Source organism: Paraburkholderia sp. RL17-347-BIC-D, from assembly GCF_046027915.1.
In the GTDB taxonomy this organism is placed as follows: domain Bacteria; phylum Pseudomonadota; class Gammaproteobacteria; order Burkholderiales; family Burkholderiaceae; genus Paraburkholderia.
In genome coordinates this window covers 28,655-46,973 of sequence record NZ_JARESS010000024.1, presented here as the reverse complement: position 1 = coordinate 46,973, position 18,319 = coordinate 28,655, and the positions used below count along the sequence as shown (strand labels likewise).

Annotated in this window: 14 protein-coding genes and 1 pseudogene; 3 read left to right on the top strand and 12 right to left on the bottom strand. The window is 65.2% G+C overall.

What is annotated here, in order from left to right:
* Positions 1-17: 17 nt before the first annotated feature.
* The 9 genes and pseudogenes from P0D96_RS27945 to P0D96_RS27905 form a co-directional block, all read right to left on the bottom strand.
* A pseudogene (locus tag P0D96_RS27945) lies at positions 18-224 on the bottom strand (hypothetical protein); the annotation flags it as partial.
* A 194-nt stretch (positions 225-418) separates the two neighbouring features.
* On the bottom strand, positions 419-1,132 hold the full coding sequence (locus P0D96_RS27940; RefSeq protein WP_408316662.1) for an ABC transporter ATP-binding protein: 714 nt from the start codon (positions 1,130-1,132) through the stop codon (positions 419-421).
* Positions 1,129-1,881 carry an ABC transporter ATP-binding protein gene (locus tag P0D96_RS27935; RefSeq protein WP_408180632.1) on the bottom strand — a complete coding sequence of 251 codons (753 nt, stop codon included), beginning with the start codon at positions 1,879-1,881 and terminating at the stop codon, positions 1,129-1,131. The genes P0D96_RS27940 and P0D96_RS27935 overlap by 4 nt, the downstream gene beginning before the upstream one ends.
* Positions 1,882-1,960: 79 nt before the next feature.
* On the bottom strand, positions 1,961-3,253 hold the full coding sequence (locus tag P0D96_RS27930) for a branched-chain amino acid ABC transporter permease (RefSeq protein WP_408291111.1): 1,293 nt from the start codon (positions 3,251-3,253) through the stop codon (positions 1,961-1,963).
* The gene (locus P0D96_RS27925; protein ID WP_408316660.1) at positions 3,246-4,184 is read right to left on the bottom strand and encodes a branched-chain amino acid ABC transporter permease; all 939 of its coding nucleotides are present in this window, start codon (positions 4,182-4,184) and stop codon (positions 3,246-3,248) included. The genes P0D96_RS27930 and P0D96_RS27925 overlap by 8 nt, the downstream gene beginning before the upstream one ends.
* A gap of 4 nt (positions 4,185-4,188) precedes the next feature.
* Positions 4,189-4,638, bottom strand: a complete 450-nt coding sequence (locus P0D96_RS27920) for an acyl-CoA thioesterase (RefSeq protein WP_132373658.1) — start codon at positions 4,636-4,638, stop codon at positions 4,189-4,191.
* Positions 4,639-4,844: 206 nt separating this feature from the next.
* Positions 4,845-5,375, bottom strand: a complete 531-nt coding sequence (locus P0D96_RS27915) for an NUDIX domain-containing protein (RefSeq protein WP_408180635.1) — start codon at positions 5,373-5,375, stop codon at positions 4,845-4,847.
* 202 nt (positions 5,376-5,577) lie between these two features.
* Positions 5,578-6,609, bottom strand: coding sequence for a threonine aldolase family protein (locus tag P0D96_RS27910; protein ID WP_012433803.1), 1,032 nt, complete (start codon positions 6,607-6,609; stop codon positions 5,578-5,580).
* A gap of 122 nt (positions 6,610-6,731) precedes the next feature.
* Complete coding sequence (locus tag P0D96_RS27905) at positions 6,732-8,246, bottom strand: YbfB/YjiJ family MFS transporter (protein WP_408316657.1); 1,515 nt, start codon at positions 8,244-8,246, stop codon at positions 6,732-6,734.
* A 115-nt stretch (positions 8,247-8,361) separates the two neighbouring features.
* Here P0D96_RS27905 and P0D96_RS27900 point away from each other — a divergent pair, with 115 nt between their 5' ends.
* Entirely contained in the window at positions 8,362-9,279 is a 918-nt protein-coding gene (locus P0D96_RS27900) for a LysR family transcriptional regulator (RefSeq protein ID WP_408291120.1), read from the top strand.
* Positions 9,280-9,386: 107 nt separating this feature from the next.
* Here the strand turns inward: P0D96_RS27900 and alaS are convergent, their stop codons facing one another.
* Positions 9,387-12,011, bottom strand: a complete 2,625-nt coding sequence (gene alaS / locus P0D96_RS27895; protein ID WP_408291122.1) for an alanine--tRNA ligase — start codon at positions 12,009-12,011, stop codon at positions 9,387-9,389.
* Between the two features lie 305 nt (positions 12,012-12,316).
* Here alaS and P0D96_RS27890 point away from each other — a divergent pair, with 305 nt between their 5' ends.
* Complete coding sequence (locus P0D96_RS27890; protein ID WP_408180639.1) at positions 12,317-13,537, top strand: CaiB/BaiF CoA transferase family protein; 1,221 nt, start codon at positions 12,317-12,319, stop codon at positions 13,535-13,537.
* A 42-nt stretch (positions 13,538-13,579) separates the two neighbouring features.
* Here the strand turns inward: P0D96_RS27890 and P0D96_RS27885 are convergent, their stop codons facing one another.
* Both P0D96_RS27885 and ggt read right to left on the bottom strand, forming a co-directional pair.
* Positions 13,580-14,149, bottom strand: a complete 570-nt coding sequence (locus tag P0D96_RS27885) for an RBBP9/YdeN family alpha/beta hydrolase (protein ID WP_408291125.1) — start codon at positions 14,147-14,149, stop codon at positions 13,580-13,582.
* A gap of 66 nt (positions 14,150-14,215) precedes the next feature.
* Positions 14,216-15,970, bottom strand: coding sequence for a gamma-glutamyltransferase (ggt, locus tag P0D96_RS27880; RefSeq protein ID WP_408291127.1), 1,755 nt, complete (start codon positions 15,968-15,970; stop codon positions 14,216-14,218).
* Positions 15,971-16,523: 553 nt separating this feature from the next.
* Between ggt and P0D96_RS27875 the strand changes: the two genes are divergently transcribed.
* Positions 16,524-18,233 carry a glutamine--tRNA ligase/YqeY domain fusion protein gene (locus tag P0D96_RS27875; RefSeq protein WP_408316655.1) on the top strand — a complete coding sequence of 570 codons (1,710 nt, stop codon included), beginning with the start codon at positions 16,524-16,526 and terminating at the stop codon, positions 18,231-18,233.
* The last annotated feature ends 86 nt before the right edge of the window (positions 18,234-18,319 follow it).

Sequence of the window (18,319 nt, the reverse complement as noted above, 5' to 3'; positions counted from 1 at the left end):
CAAAAGCACCGCGCAGGCTACTGTCTAACGGCCAGATCGACCTCGAGGCCGCCGTCCTCGCCCATCTTCACCGTTCCCTTCGAGACGTCCTTGCGATAGCCGTACAGATCGAACTTCATCACGCCGGGGTTCGAACTGTCCTTGATGAACGTGCGCGTATTCGTCACCAGCGAGTTGAACATCTTCACGTCGCCGGACTCGATCCAGACGAAGCTCTTCGCTGCGGCAAGTGAGTGGAAAGCCGCGTGCACGGGGCGTGAGCGGCGTGTCGACTAATGAGATTCAAACGCCATGATTGGCGCAATTTGGGCGCAGAGCGCGGGGCACGCGACTCTGCCGACGCATGCGGGATTTACCTGGACAGCAAATCGATCAGCAAGCCGCCACGCCGCACCGCAATAGAACGTCGTGCGTTCGCTCAACCGACGCCGAGCCATTCCCGCATCACGTCGGTCCGCTGCAAGAACGACGCGAGCGCACCGTCGAACACGATTTTGCCGTGCCCCATCACCGCGACGCGGCTGGCGATGTCCTCCGCGATCACCAGACGCTGCTCGATCAGCAGCATCGCCACGCCGCGATCGCGCAGCGTCCGCAAGCATCGGGCGACCTGCTCCATCACCAGACTCGCGAGACCCTCGCCGGGTTCGTCGATGACGAGCAGATCGGGGTCGCCGAGCAGCGCGCGGGCAAGCGTCAACATCTGCTGCTCGCCGCCCGACAGCGCACCCGCGCGCGTGCGCTTCCGTTCGCGCAGCACGGGGAAAAGCGCGTACGCATCGTCGATGGTGAAGCGCGGCGCGCGGCCGCGATCCTGTGGCGCGACACCGAGTTGCAGATTCTCGTGCACGCTCAGCGTCGGAAAAACGTCGCGATGCTCGGGCACATAGCCGAGGCCGAGGCGCGCGATCTCGAAGGTGCGCAGGCCACCGAGCGCGTGTCCCGCGAACCGCAACTCGCCTTCGCTCCGTACGAGACCCATGATCGCGCGCGCGAGCGTCGAGCGGCCCGAACCGTTACGGCCGACCAGTGCCAGCACTTCGCCCGCCTGGATGCTGAGCGTGACGCCGTGCAGCGCCTGGCTCGCGCCGTACCACGCGTTCAGCGCGCGAATGTCCAGCAGGGCGCTCATGAGCCGAACCCTTCGCCGAGATACGCGGCGCGCACCGCTGCGTCCGCGCGAATCGCCGCCGGCGTGCCGCTCGCGATGATGCGTCCTTGCACGAGCACCGAAATGCGATCGGCGATCGCGAAGACCGCGTCCATGTCGTGCTCGACCATTAGCAGCGTGCGGCCCGCCGTGGTCTCGCGAATCAGTTCGATGGCGCGCGCCGCTTCCGCGCGATTCATGCCGGCCGTCGGCTCGTCTAGCAGCAAGGTATGCGCGCCGCCCGCGAGCGCGATGCCGAGATCGAGCGCGCGCTGCTCGGCATAGCTGAGCGTGCCGGCCTGAACGTGGCGGCGTTCGCTCAAGCCCACCGCGTCGAGCACTTGTGAGGCGCGCGCGTCGACCGTGCGCGAGCCGCTGAAACGCTGCCACCAGCGCGTGCGGTCACGCTCGGCCAGCATCGCCGCACAGCGGAGGTTGTCGAACACGGAGAGGCGCGTGAACACGCTGGTGCTCTGGAAGCTGCGCGCGAGGCCGCGACGCGTGATCGCGGCCGGCGCGAGGCGCGTGATCTCCGCGCCGAAAAGATCGATGCGCCCCGCGTTCGGCCGCGCGCCGCCTGCGATCAGATTGAAGAGCGTCGATTTGCCCGCGCCGTTCGGACCGATCAGCGCGTGACGCTCGCCGGGTTGAATCGCAAGATCAACGCCGCGCAGAATCTGCGTGGCGCCGAAGCGTTTTTCGACGCCGTAGAGCGCGAGCGCGGGGATCATTGCGAGGCTCCGGTGGTGTGCGTGGTGTTCGAGCGTGTGGCCGCGAGAAGCGTTTGCGCGCGAATCACAAGCGTCGGGATCATTGCGAGGCTCCGGTGGTGTGCGTGGTGTTCGAGCGCATGGCTGCAAGAAGCGTTTGCGCGCGAATAGCGTAATGCGCGGAGAGTCCTCCCAACACGGCCAACACAAAGATTGTGGCGCCGAAGTAAAGCGGAGACGCGTTGATCCATGAGGGCACGCCGGGCACGTTGAACACCGCGCCGTCGTCCGCACCGAATTGCGCCGCGTAGGCCCATTGCACGGCGAGCACAGCGGCCACAGTCCACAACAATGCGGCAGCCATGCCCCACACGTACGCCGCGCGGCACCGGCGCCAGCCGTGCGCGGCCACACTCGCCGTAAAACGCCCCATGAAGCCCGCCAATCCATCTGGCGAAATCACCACGACCACGATGAAGAACAGCCCCAGATAGAACAGCCAGGCCCGAGTCACGCTCGCCACCGCGACACTGAAAAACGTCAGAACGACCGCGCCCGCGACCGGCCCGAAGAACGCCGCCGTCCCGCCTATCACCGTGGCGATCAACACCGCGCCCGAGCGCATCATGCCGACGCTCTCCGTCGACACCAGTTCCACATTGATCAGCGCCAACGTCCCCGCGATACCCGCGAAAAACGCCGACATCACCACTACGCCACAGCGAATGCGACGCGGGTAGCAACCGATCGCTGCAGCCCGCACCGGGTTGTCGCGTACGGCGTTGGCAAGGCGCATGAATGGCGTACGCGAAAGCACGAACATCGCCGCGCACGCGAGCAGGCACCACACGGCGATCAGCGCATAAGCCTCGCGCGCCGGGCCGAAGGTCCAGCTTCCCAGCAACGGTCCGCTCGCGCGATCGATCGCCACGCCCGCTTCGCCGCCGAACCAGTCCGGCAGCGTCCACGCGGCGGCCGCCACGAGTTCGCCGAGACCGAGCGTGATCATCGCGAAGGCCGTGCCGGCGCGCCGCGTCGAGATGAAACCGAACAGCACGCCGCACAGCGCGCCGCCGATCCCGCCGACCAGCGGCAGCAGCACGAGCGGTACGCCGATCCGGTTGAACACCTGCGCGGCCAGCAGCGCGCCGAGGCCGGAGTAAGCGGCATGGCCGAACGACAGCAGTCCCGTCTCGCCGAGCAGCAGGTTGTATGAAAGGGCGAACACGATCATCGTCGCGGTCTGCGCGAGGTAGGCGAGCAACCAGCTTTGCGGCCAGATGAAAGGCGGCACCGCGAGCAACAGAATGAGCGCAAGCCACGGCGCAAGCATGCGCCACAGCGCGCGCGGCGCGGTCACGGACGGCGCTGGCGATTCGTCGGCCTCACGCATGGTCGTCGCGCCGCCCGAAAAGCCCGCGCGGGCGCAGCGCCAGCATCGCCACCAGCAGCAGATACGGAATCAGCGGCGCGAGTTGCGCGAGCGTCAGTGCGTCCCATTCGACGGGCAGCGTGGCGTCGAATATCGACAGCACGTCGCCCAGCGACACGCTGCTCGCCACGGCCAGCGTCTGCACGCAACCGACCAGCAGCGACGCCACCAGCGCTCCGCTCAGCGAACCCAGTCCGCCGATCACGACCACCACGAACACGATCGAGCCGAGCGACTCCGCCATCCCCGGTTCGATCACGAAGAGCGGCGCGCCGATCACGCCGGCCAGCGCGGCGAGCGCCGTGCCCGCCGCGAATACGCCGGTGAACACGCGCGGCACGTTGTGGCCGAGCGCTTCGACGGCGCTCGCGTGCGTCAGCGCGGCGCGCACGATCAGGCCCGCCTTCGACACGCGCAACACCGCGAACAGCACGCCCAGCATGGCGAGCGACACCGCCATCATGAACGCCCGGTAGCGTGCGAACGCCGCGCCGTAGACGGTGAAGAGCGGCCCGTCGAGCACGGCGGGCACGGTCGCGGACAGCGGGTTCAAGCCCCACCCGAGCTTGACCAGTTCGCCGAGCAGATACGCGGCGCCGAACGTCAGCAGCAACTCGGCAAGATGGCCGTGCCCACGCACGCGCCGCAACAGCCACCGCTCCAGGGCCGCACCGATCAGTCCGACGACAAGCGGCGCCACGACCAGCGCGCTCCAGAACCCCGCGCGCGCCGCCACCGATAACCCGACGTAAGCGCCGAGCATGTAGAAGCTCGCGTGCGCGAAATTCAGCACCCCGAGCATGCTGAAAATCAGCGTCAAGCCCGCCGACAGCATGAACAGCAGCAGGCCGTAACTGATGCCGTTCAGCAGGTTGATGACGAACGACTGCACGCGCCTAGTCCGGCTGTTCTGCGACGCTCAACGGTTCGAGCGCCGCGCGCAATTCGGCGGGCAGATTCACCGGGCGCCTTGTGACACGATTCACATACACATGCACGAAGTGTCCTTGCGCGGCGGGTTGATCCTCGCCTTCCTTGAAGAGACCGACCTGATAGCGCACGCTCGACGTGCCGAGCCGTATGACGCGCAGGCCCGCGTCGATCCGGTCGGGAAACACCAGCGGCGCGAAGTAGTTGCATTGCGTCTCGACCACGAGACCGATCGTCTCGCCCTGCTCGAAATCGAGCACGCCGGTGCGGATCAGATACTCGTTCACCACGGTGTCGAAGTAGCTGTAGTAGACGACGTTGTTCACGTGACCGTAGACGTCGTTGTCCATCCAGCGGGTGGGAATCGTCAGGAAATGCGGGTAGGCGCTGCGCAAGGCGGATGCGGGTTTGTTCATGCTGGTGTGGTTGTCTCGGGCGTGGTTGTCTCGGGCGTTATCGTGAACGTTGTGTGGCCGGTTGTTTTGGTCAATGCCACTCGGTCAGCATGCGGCACGAGCGCCTTTGCTACCGGCGCACGGTCGGACAGGAAATATAAGCCATGCCGCGCTCCTCGCTGAGCGTGGGTTCATCGCACCGCTCATCGACGTGTTTGTCGGCTGGCTCACTGCCCCGGTCTTTCGACGAACTCGAACGGCAGGCCGCGCCGCCGCATCCATTCGCCGAGCGCCTGGCCGGTGCCCGCGCGCCAAGGCCGCAGCTTGGCCGGCTCGACCAGCCGGTACTCCAGCAATTCCGGCGACAACGCAATCGTTCCGTAAGTCTTCACGTGATACGCAATGATCAGTTCGTTCTTGCGGATGAATTCGTACACGCCGATCAACTCGACCGTCTCCGCGTGCAACGAGGTTTCCTCGAGCACCTCGCGGGCAATGCCCTCTTCCGGCGTCTCGCCGTTTTCGAGGAAGCCCGTGATCAGCGCGAACATGCCCTCCGCCCAGGCGGCATTGCGCGCCAGCAGAATCTTGCCTTCGTACTCGACGATCGCCGCCACGACCGGCAGCGGGTTGTTCCAGTGGACGTAGCCGCACGCCGGATCGGGACAGGTCTGGCGGATGCGGCCGCCTTCGTGTTCGGCGTCGGCGCGCTGGGTCAAAGGCGTGGCGCAACGTGGGCAAAATCGGTATTCGGTCATGGCGAAGGGGACGTTCCGTTTGTCTTGTGTGATGGCTTGCAGCTTCTGGGTGTGACGCTTGGTTTGCGGTGCCGTTTTAGTCGGCGCGCCCAATGGTGCGCAGGGTCGCGTTCAGGCCGGTGCTCGGGTTGGCGCTCAGGTTAGCGCGCGATCTCGACGCGCTCATGGCCCGGCACTTCAGCGCCTCCGGTCCAACACGGCCTCACGCCGCGCACAACTCGCGCACCTCGGCGGCGAACCGCTCGACCGTTTCCGGTTGCGTATCCCACGCGCACATCAGCCGGCATCCGCCCGCGCCGATGAATTCGTAAAACTTCCAGCCGCGCGCGCGCATGGCCTTGGCGGCTTGCGCGGGCAATTGCGCGAAGACCGCGTTCGATTCTCCGGGAAACATGATGCTCACGCCCGGAATTTCCTGCAACCGCGTTTGCAACAGTTGCGCCATCGCGTTCGCGTGACGCGCGTTGCGCAACCACACGTCGTTATCGAGCAGGCCGAGCCACGGTGCTGAAATGAAGCGCATCTTCGAAGCCAGTTGGCCGGCCTGCTTCAGGCGGTAGGCGAAATCGTCGGCGAGCGCGCGGTCGAAGAACACTACCGCTTCACCGACCGGCAAGCCGTTCTTGGTGCCGCCGAAGCACAGCACGTCGACGCCCGCGCGCCACGTGATCTCCGACGGATGCACGTCCAGCGCGGCGACCGCGTTGGCGAAACGCGCGCCGTCCATATGCACTTTCAGATGACGCCGTTTGGCGATCGCCGCGATCGCCCGCACTTCCTCGACGCTGTAGACCGTGCCGACTTCCGTCGATTGGGTCAGCGTGACGACTTTCGGCTTCGGGTAATGGATGTCGGCGCGGCGCGTGACCACCGCTTCGATCGCGTCTGGCGTGAGCTTGCCGCCAATGCCCGGCGCCGTCAGCAGCTTCGAACCGTTCGAGAAGAACTCCGGGCCGCCGCATTCGTCGGTTTCGATATGCGCGAGTTCGTGGCAAATCACCGAGTGATACGACTGGCACAGCGACGCGAGCGCCAGCGAATTGGCCGCCGTGCCGTTGAACACGAAGAACACTTCGCAGTCGGTCTGGAACAGTTCGCGCAGACGGTCGCACACCTGGTTGGTCCAGGAATCGTCGCCGTAGGCCGGCTCGTGGCCGCTGTTGTTGGCGGCGATCAGCGCGTCGAGCGCTTCGGGACAGATGCCGGCGTAGTTGTCGGACGCGAAATGTTGCATGGCTGGCGGCGCGTCCGGCGATGGACGCGCTGGGATGACGGGAAAGCGGTCATTTTAGTGCGCCCTTCGGTTATTTGTTTTCCGGCTATGGGATTGGCTGGTACGCCTGCATCCACGCGCTTTCAATGGCAGCCGCATTCGGGCATGCGGCCCCGGCCACGCGGCATGCGCGCGACGACGATCAGCCCGGCCGCGCCCAGCAGCAACACGCCCGCTGCCAGCCACAAGGCCGGCGAAAACGATCCGGTCTGCTCGGCGATCGGCGCGGCGAAGAGTGGGCCGATGATCTGACCGACGCCATAGGCCGCCGTCGCGTAGCCCATCAGACCGGCAGCGTCGTCGCCGCGCAGACGCCGCGCCTCGCGCATCGCGAACAGCGTGATCGCGGTGAACGGCAAGCCGATCAGGATGCTGCCGAATGAGAAGCCGCCCGCCGTCGGCCAGACGATACCGAGGGCGATGCCGCACGCCTGCAGCACATAGCAGCCGGCAAGCAGCGTGCGGTTGTCCCAATGCACCGGCAAACGCGCCGCCAGCAGTGCGCCGACGATCAGCGCCGCGCCGAACATCGGCCAGAACAGGTCGGGCCATGCTGAGCCAGGCAATGCGTGACGCGCGATGACGGGCAGGAACGTCGCGGTGATGATGTAGCCGAAACCGGGGACGCCGTAGAGAAGGATGAGCCAGAGGGCGTCGGCGTGGTGATGGGTGGCGTGGTGGTCGGTGCTGGTCGTGGTGGGTTGGGCGGCGGGGCGTTGGATTGGTGTTGCTTGGGTTGCTGCGCGTTGGAATTCAGCGCCGAAGGTTCCGGCGCTTTGAGCTGCAGCGCCGTGAACTGCCGCGCGTTGAGTTCCAGCGCCCTGAAGTTGAGCGCCATAGGTTCCAACGCCATCGATTCCCGCGCCTTGACCTGCGGCGCGTTCCGTCGCGCCGAATTCACCGGTGTCACGTTGGCTCATCGCGCCAACACTCGTCTGATCGCCACGACCAGAACCAACCATGCGAGCGCGCAGATTTATTTCTCCACTGCCGGACGCCGCGCCAAACACCGGCCAAACCACAACCGACAGAGCCGCCGCAATCAACCCGAACCCGAGCCACCCCACCGTGGCCCCATACCCACCCGCCACGCTGACCAGCAGGCCCGTACCGACGATGCCCATGCCCGGCCCCGTGTAGATCACCCCGCCCCATCCATGCGCACCGAGCTCGGCGAGCCGCCGCAAGCCCCACTGGGACGCGAATACGAACGTCCAGGCACTGACCGCGCCCGCGATGAACCGCACCACCGCCCAGATCCAGAACTGGCTCGCCACACCCATCGTCAGCGTCAGCAGCACCGTCGCGACGAGCCCCCAACGCACCATGCGCGCCGGCTCGATCCGCAGCGCCGCGCACGTGACCGCGCCGAGGAAATACCCCGCGTAATTGAACGACGCCAGCCAGCCGCCATGCTGAATATCGAGCTGCGGCTGACCGAACGCGTCGCCGTGAAGCATCAGCGGCAAGAGCGGCGTGAATGCAAATCGCCCGATACCGAGCGCGACGGCCAGCGTGACCATGCAGGCAAGCGCCGCGCGGCGGGCGGGGTGGCGTCCGGCGAAGCTGCCGTGCGTGGTGGAGGCGAGATTGTTCATGAGCGGGCGACGATACGTGCGGTCAATCGATCAGATGGCTTACATCCATAGTAGCTTGACCTTTCAATCACGAAAAATGAATAATTCGGATACCACCCATCGCCTAGAGAGAATCATGGATCTGGCCGCTTTGACCATTTTTCGTGCCGTCGTGCGGGAAAACGGCGTGACGCGCGCTGCTGCCAAGCTCAATCGCGTGCAATCGAACGTCACTACGCGCATCAAGCAGCTCGAAGAGCAACTGGGCACCGACCTGTTCATCCGCGACGGCCGCCGTCTCGTCCTGACGCCCGCCGGCGAGACGCTGCTGCCCTACGCCGAACGCCTGCTCGCGCTCGCCGACGAGGCGCGTCATGCGGTGCGCGAGGACCGTCCGAGCGGGCGGCTGCGTTTGGGCACGATGGAAAGTGTCGCCGCGACGCGTCTCCCCGCGCTGCTCGCGCGTTATCACCAGCAGTGGCCCGCCGTCGCGCTGGAACTCGAGATCGGCACGACCGGCAAGCTGATCGAGCGGGTGCGTGAATTCGAAGTGGATGCCGCGTTGGTGGCGACGCCGTTGGACCCGGCTGCGCTCGGCGAATTATTCGAGTCGGTGCCGGTGTTCAGGGAAGAACTGGTGATGCTGACGCCGCGCGGGCATCGACCGATTCGGGACGTCCGGGACATTGCGCTGTCGACGCTGATTGCGTTCGAGCGTGGCTGTGCTTACCGGTCTTATATCGAGAAGTGGTATCTGGAGCACGGCGTGAGGCCGGCGCGCGTGCTGGAGCTGGGCTCCTACCACGCGATCGTGGCATGCGTGGCCGCTGGTGCAGGGGTGGCGGTGGCCCCCCGGTCGGTGCTGAATTTGCAGACCGATGCCAGCAATATCGCGGTGCATGAGCTGCCCGACATCGGAGTGATCGAGACACTGCTGGTGTGGCGACGCGGGCATTTTTCGTCCGCACTGAATGCGTTGAAACAGGCGCTGGTGATGCGGCAGGATGCGGTGAGCTTGCCCGAGACTGTGACTGCTGCGGAAGGGGCGTCCTGATTTTTTGACTGCACGGTTGCGGCGCTTCGCGCCAGACGCTCAAAAAAACTTAGGCCACGCGACACGCCCAACCTCCCGGCGCTCCGCGTGGCCCAATCACATCAGAATCAAAGCTGGCCTTCGACCCAACCCTTCACGCCGGCCAGTGCCGCCGGCAGATTCGCCGGCTCGGTGCCGCCAGCCTGTGCCATATCCGGACGGCCGCCGCCCTTACCGCCGACTTGCTGCGCCACGAAGTTGACCAGCTCACCCGCCTTGACCTTCTTGCTGGCGTCCGCCGTGACGCCGGCGATCAGGCTCACCTTGCCACCTTCGACCGAAGCCAGCACGATCGCCGCGCTCTTCAGCTTGTCCTTCAGCTTGTCGACGGTTTCGCGCAGCGTCTTGACATCCGCGCCTTCGAGCGTAGCCGCCAGCACGTGCACGCCGCCGACTTCGATCGCCTGACCGGCCAGTTCGTCGCCCTGGCTCGACGCCATCTTCGACTTCAGCGCGCTCAGTTCCTTCTCCAGCGACTTCACCTGGTCCTGCACCTGCGTGATCCGCTGCGTCAGTTCCGACGGTTGCGCCTTCAACACAGCCGCAGCCGCATTGATGCGCGCGTCGAGATCCTGCACGAAGCGCACGGCGTTGTCGCCCGTAATCGCTTCCACGCGACGGATGCCCGCCGCCACGCCGCCTTCCATGACGATCTTGAAGAAGCCGATGTCGCCGGTGCGATGCACGTGCGTGCCGCCGCACAATTCACGCGAGAAGCCCAGGTCGAGCACGCGCACTTCGTCGCCGTACTTTTCGCCGAACAGCGCCATCGCGCCGCCTTTCACCGCTTCGTCGAACGGCATGACGCGCACGATGCCCGGCGCGTTCGCCAGCACCTCGGCGTTGACGATTTCCTCGACACGGCGGATCTGCTCGTCCGTCATCGGCGCGTTGTGCGCGAAGTCGAAACGGGTCTTGTCGGCGTCGACGAGCGAGCCCTTCTGCTGCACGTGCGAACCGAGCACTTCACGCAGCGCCTTGTGCATCAGGTGCGTGGCCGAGTGGTTGCGTTGCGTGCGGGCGCGGCGCACCGCGTCGATTTCCGCCTTGACGACGTCGCCGACCTTCAGCGTGCCCTGCTCGAGCGTGCCGTGATGACCGACCACGTCGGCCTGCACCTTCAGCGTATCGCTCACCGCGAAGCGCACGCTCGCGTTGGCCAGCACGCCCTGGTCGCCGACCTGGCCGCCCGATTCCGCGTAGAACGGCGTGTGGTCCAGCACGACGACAGCCTGCTGGCCGTGGCTCACTTGCTGCACCGAGGCGCCGTCCACATACAACGCGACAACCTTCGCGTCGTCGAAGACGATTTCTTCGTAACCGTGGAACGTGGTTTTCGCGCCCGAGTATTCGAGGCCTTGCGCCATCTTGAACTTGCCCGCCGCGCGAGCCTGCTCGCGTTGACGCGCCATGGCTTCGTCGAAGGCGGCTTCGTCGACCGTCACTTCGCGCTCGCGGCACACGTCCGCCGTCAGATCGAGCGGGAAGCCGTACGTGTCGTGCAGCTTGAATGCGAGTTCCCCGTCGAGCGTCTTGCCGCCCTTGGCTTCGAGGTCGGCCAGCGCGCCCTCGAGAATCGACATGCCGTGCTCGATGGTCTCGAAGAAGCGCTCTTCTTCCTGACGCAGCACGTCGGTGACGCGTTGTTCCGCTTCCTTCAGTTCCGGGTACGCGCCGCCCATCTGCGCGACGAGGTCCGCCACCATGCGATGGAAGAACGAACCCTTCTTACCCAGCTTGTAGCCGTGGCGGATCGCACGGCGCACGATCCGGCGCAGCACGTAGCCGCGGCCCTCGTTGCCCGGAATCACGCCGTCGACGATCAGGAACGAGCACGCGCGGATGTGGTCGGCGATCACCTTCAGCGAATTGTTGGTCAGATCGCTCACGCCGGTTTCACGCGCAGCGGCCTGGATGAGCGCCTGGAACAGGTCGATCTCATAGTTGCTGTGCACGTGCTGCAGCACGGCGGCGATACGCTCCAGACCCATGCCGGTATCGACGCACTGCTTGGGCAGCGGCGTCATGTTGCCTTGCGCGTCGCGGCTGAATTGCATGAACACGAGATTCCAGATCTCGATGTAGCGGTCGCCGTCTTCCTCGGGCGATCCCGGCGGGCCACCCCACACGTCCGGGCCGTGGTCGTAGAAAATTTCCGAGCACGGGCCGCACGGACCGACGTCGGCCATTTGCCAGAAGTTGTCCGACGCGTAACGCGCGCCCTTGTTGTCGCCGATGCGGATGATGCGCTCGACCGGCACGCCCACTTCCTTCGCCCAGATGTCGTGCGCTTCGTCGTCTTCGTGATAGACGGTGACCCACAGCTTGTCTTTCGGCAACTGGTACACGCCTGTCAGCAGTTCCCACGCGTAGTGGATCGCGTCGCGCTTGAAGTAGTCGCCGAACGAGAAGTTGCCCAGCATTTCGAAGAACGTGTGGTGACGCGCGGTGTAGCCGACGTTTTCCAGGTCGTTGTGCTTGCCGCCGGCGCGCACGCTGCGCTGCGCGGTCGTGGCGCGCGAATACGGGCGCGATTCCGCGCCGAGGAACACATCTTTGAACTGCACCATTCCCGAATTGGTGAAGAGCAGTGTCGGGTCGTTGCCGGGCACAAGGCTCGACGAGCGAACGATCGTATGGCCCTTCGATTCGAAGAACTTGAGGAATTTCTCGCGGATTTCGGCGGCTTTCATAGCGGGCGGGGGACGGGTTTGCCAGTTCCCTGGCTGTTACCGGCGGCATCGTGGGATGCGCCAACTGTTTGTTTCTTAAACGACTGATTATACGGGATCGGCGCCCGTGCGCGGCAGCGCGGCCTGCATGGTTGGCCGTTCGGCCAGGTTTGAGCGGGCAACGTAGGACATCGCGGGACTTTGTGGCGCGTGTCATTCGTCCTATGCCGTTCGGCCGACTGCGCCTGCGCGCGGGAATCGCTTAAGATTGCCCCCATTCGCGGCGCCTTGCGCGCCGCTTGGCCACAAAGGAGACATTGACCAATATGGGCGCTCTCAGTCATATCCGCGTGCTGGATCTCACACGCGTGCTCGCCGGACCCTGGTGCGCGCAGACTCTCGCCGATTTCGGCGCCGACGTGATCAAGATCGAACGCCCCGAAGTCGGCGACGACACCCGCCACTGGGGGCCGCCGTACCTCAAGACGCCGGAAGGCGAAGACACGCGCGAGGCCGCGTATTACCTCGCGGCGAACCGCAACAAGCGCTCGGTCACCGTCGACATCGCCTCGCCCGAAGGCCAGCGGATCATCCGTGAATTAGCCGCGCAGAGCGACGTGGTGCTGGAGAACTACAAGGTCGGCCAGTTGAAGAAGTACGGTCTGGACTACGCGTCGCTCAAGGAAGTGAAGCCCGACCTCATCTACTGCTCGGTGACCGGCTTCGGGCAGACCGGCCCGTATGCGCAGCGCGCCGGCTACGATTTCATCGTGCAAGGCATCGGCGGCTTCATGAGCATCACCGGCGAACGCGACGGCCAGCCGGGCGGCGGCCCGCAGAAGGCCGGCGTCGCGATTGCCGACCTCATGACCGGCATGTACTCGACCATTGCTGTGCTCACCGCCCTCACCCACCGTGACCGGACGGGCGAAGGCCAGTACATCGACATGGCGCTGCTCGACGTGCAGGTGGCGATGCTCGCCAACATGAATTCGAACTACCTGGCAAGCGGCCAGCCGCCGGTGCGCTGGGGCAATGCGCATCCGAACATCGTGCCGTACCAGACCTTCCAGACGAGCGACGGCTGGATCATCGTCGCGGTCGGCAACGACGGGCAGTTCCGCAAGTTCGTCGAAGCGGGCGGCCGCCCGGAACTGGCGGACGACGAACGTTTTGCCACCAACCCGGCGCGTGTGCGCAACCGCGAGATCCTCGTGCCGATTCTCGCGGACATGGTCCGCCTGCAAGGCAAGCAGCAATGGATCGCCACCCTCGAAGCCACTGGTGTGCCATGTGGGCCCATCAACGATCTTGGCGAGGTGTTCGAGAATGAGCAGGTGGTGGCGCGCGGGCTACAGGTGGATCTGCCGCATCCGTCGGGCGGCACGGTCAAGCTGGTGCGCAATCCGATCAATATGACCGGTACGCCGCCTGAAGCGCTTGCGCATCCGCCTACGCTCGGGGAACACACCGAGACCATTTTGCGCGACGTGCTCGGGTATGACGAAGCGAGGATTGCGGCGTTGCGGGGGCAGTCGGTGATTTGATTCTGGTGGGCGCGCGGTGGGCGCGTTCAGCGCGGGCGTTACTTAGCGACAGTTTGGCGCGCCAAACGACCCCAGCCACTCGCGCCCTTCGTTCCAATCGCCGAGCCCGCTGTCCGCGTTGATATGGCCGCGCGGGCCGATGTCGATCCAGCGGCTGCCCCACGCGTTCGCACAGGTCTTCGAAAACGGCACGCCGCCGTAGGGATCATCGCTGCTGGCCACGACGATCGACGGAAACGGCAGCCGCTTGAGCGGCACCGGTGCGAAACCGGTCGCGTCCCGCGGAAAATGCGCCTCGGCGGGATCGGGCAGCGCGACCAGCAGTGCGCCCGCCACCTTCGCTAGCTGCGCGGCGCTCGCGTATTGCGACGCCCAGAAAGCCGTCGTCAGGCAACCGAGGCTGTGCGCGGCGAACACCACGGGCGCGTCGGCGGCGGCCACCGCGGCGTCGAGCGTGCGGCACCAGGCGTCGCGCTGAGGGTGCTCCCAATCCGGCATCTGTACGCGCACAAATGCCGGGCTCAATGCTTCCCAGCGTGTCTGCCAGTGGCCGGCGCCGGAGTTCTGGTAGCCTGGCAGCACCAGCGTGTCAGGTTGTTTTTGTCCGCTCATCGCGTTCCCCGTCGTTGATCGTTGTTCGCAGTTTATTGTTTTTGCCCGCGCCGCCGCCAGGCCGCGTCAATGCATCACGCGCCCCACACCCACGCCGCGCGGATCTGCCGCCGGCTCGGGCGTCGTGCCCTCGATGCGGATCAACTGCACGTCGCCGTTGAACGACTGCCCTTCGAGCGTGTAGCCCTTGGCTTGCAATTGCTCGGCCAGCTCACCTGTGATCGGACGATACGGCTCGAAATAGATCGTCTTCTGCGGCAGCAACTGATGGTGGAAACGCATGGCGGCGAGCGCGTCGGTGGGTGACATGTTGAAGTCGTACAGATCGGTCATCACCTGGAAAATCGACGTCAGAATGCGCGAGCCGCCGGGCGTGCCGATCACCAGCGACACCTTGTTGTCCTTCAGCAGAATGGTCGGCGTCATCGACGACAGCGGCCGACGTCCGGGCGCCACCGTATTCACTTCGGCGCTGCTTGCGCCGGACGCGCTTGCGGCAGCGGGCTTGGTGACGAAGTCATCCATGGCGTCGTTCAGCAGGAAGCCGCTGCCGTCCACCACCACGCCTGAACCGAAGTCCCCGTTCAGCGTGTAGGTGTTCGACACGGCATTGCCCCACTTGTCGACCACCGAGAAATGCGTGGTTTGCGCTTTCTCCGGGGCCGTGTCGCCGAGGCCCGGCTTCACCGGCGCCGCGCCCGGCACTTCGTCGGGCTTGACTTCGTCGGCGCGCTGCGCGAGGTAGGCGTCGTCGATCAATTTGCCGGTCGGCACCTTGTACGCATCCGGATCGCCCAGGTATTGCTGGCGATCAGCGAACACGCGGTCCTCGATCTGCGCGATCAGATGGATATACGGCACGGAGTTCAGCTCGAGGCCGTCGAACGCCTGCTTCAGATCGGCTTTCATCTTCAGCATCTGGATCAGCCCAATGCCGCCTGAACTCGGCGGCGGCGCGGTCACGACCTGATAGCCGTTCCAGTCGGCGGTAAGCGGCTGGCGCCACACGGCCTTGTATTGAATCAGATCCTGTTTCGTGACCAGACCGTGGCCGTACATCTGCTGGGCGATCAGATCCGCGGTGCGGCCCTCGTAGAACTCGCGCCCGCCGTCGCTCGCAATGCGCGACAGCGTCTGCGCAAGTTCCGGCTGGCGGTACGTCACGCCCGCCTTGAGATTCGAAAAGTAGGCGTCGAAATTGGTCTTGCCGGCGAAGGTCTTCGCCGCCGCGTCGTGGCGTTGCTGCAACCACGGCTCGACCTGGAAACCGTCGGTGGCGTAGCGGATCGCGGGCGCCAGCACCTGCTTCCACTTTAGCTTGCCGAAACGCTGCTGCGCCTCCCACATCCCCTCGACCGTGCCCGGCACGCCCACTGCGCGATGCCCGACGGCGCTCATGCCAGGCAGCAGGTTGCCCTTGTCGTCGAGGTACATTTCGCGGGTCGCCTGTTGCGGCGCGCGCTCGCGATAGTCGAGAAAGTACGGCTTGCCGTCCATGAACACGGTCATGAACCCGCCGCCGCCGAGGTTGCCCGCATCCGGCGCGGTCACGGCCAGCGTGAAGGCGATGGCGACGGCGGCATCCACCGCGTTGCCGCCGGCGGCGAAGATCTGCTGCGCCGTGTCCGCGCTGTAGCGGTCCGGCACGGCCACCGCCGATGCGTCGAACACGGCCTTCGGCGGCGGCGTTTTTGCCAGCGCGGGCACGGGCGCGACGACGCCGCCGGTGAACGCGGCGAGCATGGCCGACACCGTCAGGATCCGGGCCAGAGAAAGCGAGGTGAAAGGCGCGCGAGGCGCGCCGTGCGTCGGGACAGACATCCGAGAAACTCCGGCAACTAAGGGCGCCATGGTGCACGAACGGCAAGAATTCGTGCAAGGCGACAAAGGGCGGTGCGGCCTGCGTGGACGGCTGCGACGAGTGCACGCGCTGCGCGTCATGGCGCAAGCTGCACTGCCCCGGGAAATGATCGGGCGGCGGGCATGTGGGGCGAGGCGGGACGGCTGATGCGCCTTGCTATACGCGGTGATTTCCCGCCCGCGCGCTCAGGTTGCGAGAAAAGCGGCCTGATGCTGCGCGATGCGGCCTGAACGCGGGCGCACAACGCCTATTGCGGCGTCCGGAAAACCCACGCGGACCTACCATGCGGCCCTCGCGGACGAACCCGCGCCGCTGGCATCCTAAGGCGGCGGCGGGCGCGCGAACAAAACGTTTTACCTCCTGTTACAGCGCCGGCCTGCCCCCTGAATTGCCGCCAAAACCGCTCAAACGTTGGCTGCACGCCGCACTCGCCTGCTGCGACGGGACTCGTCAGGTAGAATTGTCGGATAAGTGGACGCATTGCGCGCCCCCGACAGACTTTCACCTTCTCGCATGAATACCGAACGCAACGACGCGCCAGCGGCATCCAATTTCATCCGCAACATCATTGACGACGACAACCGCACCGGCAAGTGGGGGCAGCGTGTCGAAACGCGCTTTCCGCCCGAGCCGAACGGCTATCTGCATATCGGTCACGCCAAGAGCATCTGCCTGAACTTCGGCGTGGCGCGCAGCTACGGCGGCGTGTGCCATCTGCGCTTTGACGATACCAATCCGGAAAAGGAAAGCGTCGAATACGTCGACTCGATCATCGACGCCGTGCGCTGGCTCGGCTTCGAGTGGGAAAAAGGCGGCAAGGAAGAGCTCTACTACGCGAGCGACTACTACGACAAGCTGTACGAATTCGCCGAACTGCTGATCGAACGCGGCAAGGCCTACGTGGACAGCCAGTCGGCAGAAGAAATGCGCGCGAACCGCGGCTCGGCCACGGAAGTCGGCACGCCGTCGCCCTTCCGCGAGCGTTCGGTGCAGGAGAATCTCGACCTGTTTCGCCGCATGAAGGCCGGCGAGTTCCAGGAAGGCGAGCACGTGCTGCGCGCGAAGATCGACATGTCGTCGCCGAACTTTAATATGCGCGATCCGGTGATCTACCGGATTCGCTTCGCGCATCACTACCGCACCGGCGACAAATGGTGCGTGTACCCGATGTACGACTACACGCACTGCATCTCGGACGCGTTGGAAAACATCACGCATTCGCTGTGCACGCTGGAGTTCGAGGACCATCGTCCGCTGTATGACTGGATCCTGAACGAACTCGCCGAGGCCGGCATTTTTACGCGCCCGCTGCCGCAACAAATCGAATTTTCGCGCCTGAACCTGACCTACGCGATCACCAGCAAGCGCAAGCTGCTGCAACTCGTGACCGAAGGCCATGTGGACGGCTGGGACGATCCGCGTATGCCGACCATTGTCGGCGTGCGCCGGCGCGGCTTCACGCCGGAAGCGATCCAGCTGTTCTGCGAGCGCATCGGCGTGACCAAGGTCGATTCGTGGATCGACATGAGCGTGTTCGAAGGCGCGCTGCGCGACGATCTGGACGACAAGTCGCCGCGCACGGCCGCGGTGCTCGATCCGGTGAAGCTGATCATCGACAACTTCCCCGAAGGCGTGACCGAGCCATGCAATGCGCCGGTCCATCCGCATCACCCGGAAATGGGCATGCGCGAGTTTCCGATTTCGCGCGAACTGTGGATCGAACGCGACGACTACAACGAAACGCCGCCGAAGGGCTACTTCCGCCTGTTCCCGGGCAACAAGGTACGTCTGCGCTACGGCTACGTGATCGAATGCGTCGGCGCGGACAAGGACGAGAACGGCAACATCGTCGCGGTCCATTGCAACTACTTCCCGGACAGCAAATCAGGCACCGAAGGCGCGAACAGCTACAAGGTCAAGGGCAACATCCACTGGGTCAGCGCGGCAGCCGCGTGCCCGGCCGAAGTGCGTATCTACGACCGCCTGTTCAAGGAACCGCAGCCGGACGCCGGCGGCCGCGATTTCCTTGAAGCGCTGAATCCGGATTCGAAGCGCGTGGTCAACGCCTACCTGGAACCGGGCGCGCGCGAAGCGCTGCCGGAGCAACGCTATCAGTTCGAGCGTCATGGCTATTTCGTCGCCGACCGAGTCGATTCCAAGCCGGGTAAGCCCGTATTCAATCGCATCGTCAGTCTGCGCGACAGTTGGGGCAAGCCGGCGTAAGCTGGAACGCACCCTCTTGCAGCGCATCTGAAGTTGGATATGGCGTGCGTCTTGATAGAAAGATGCACGCCGTTTTGTCGCATCAT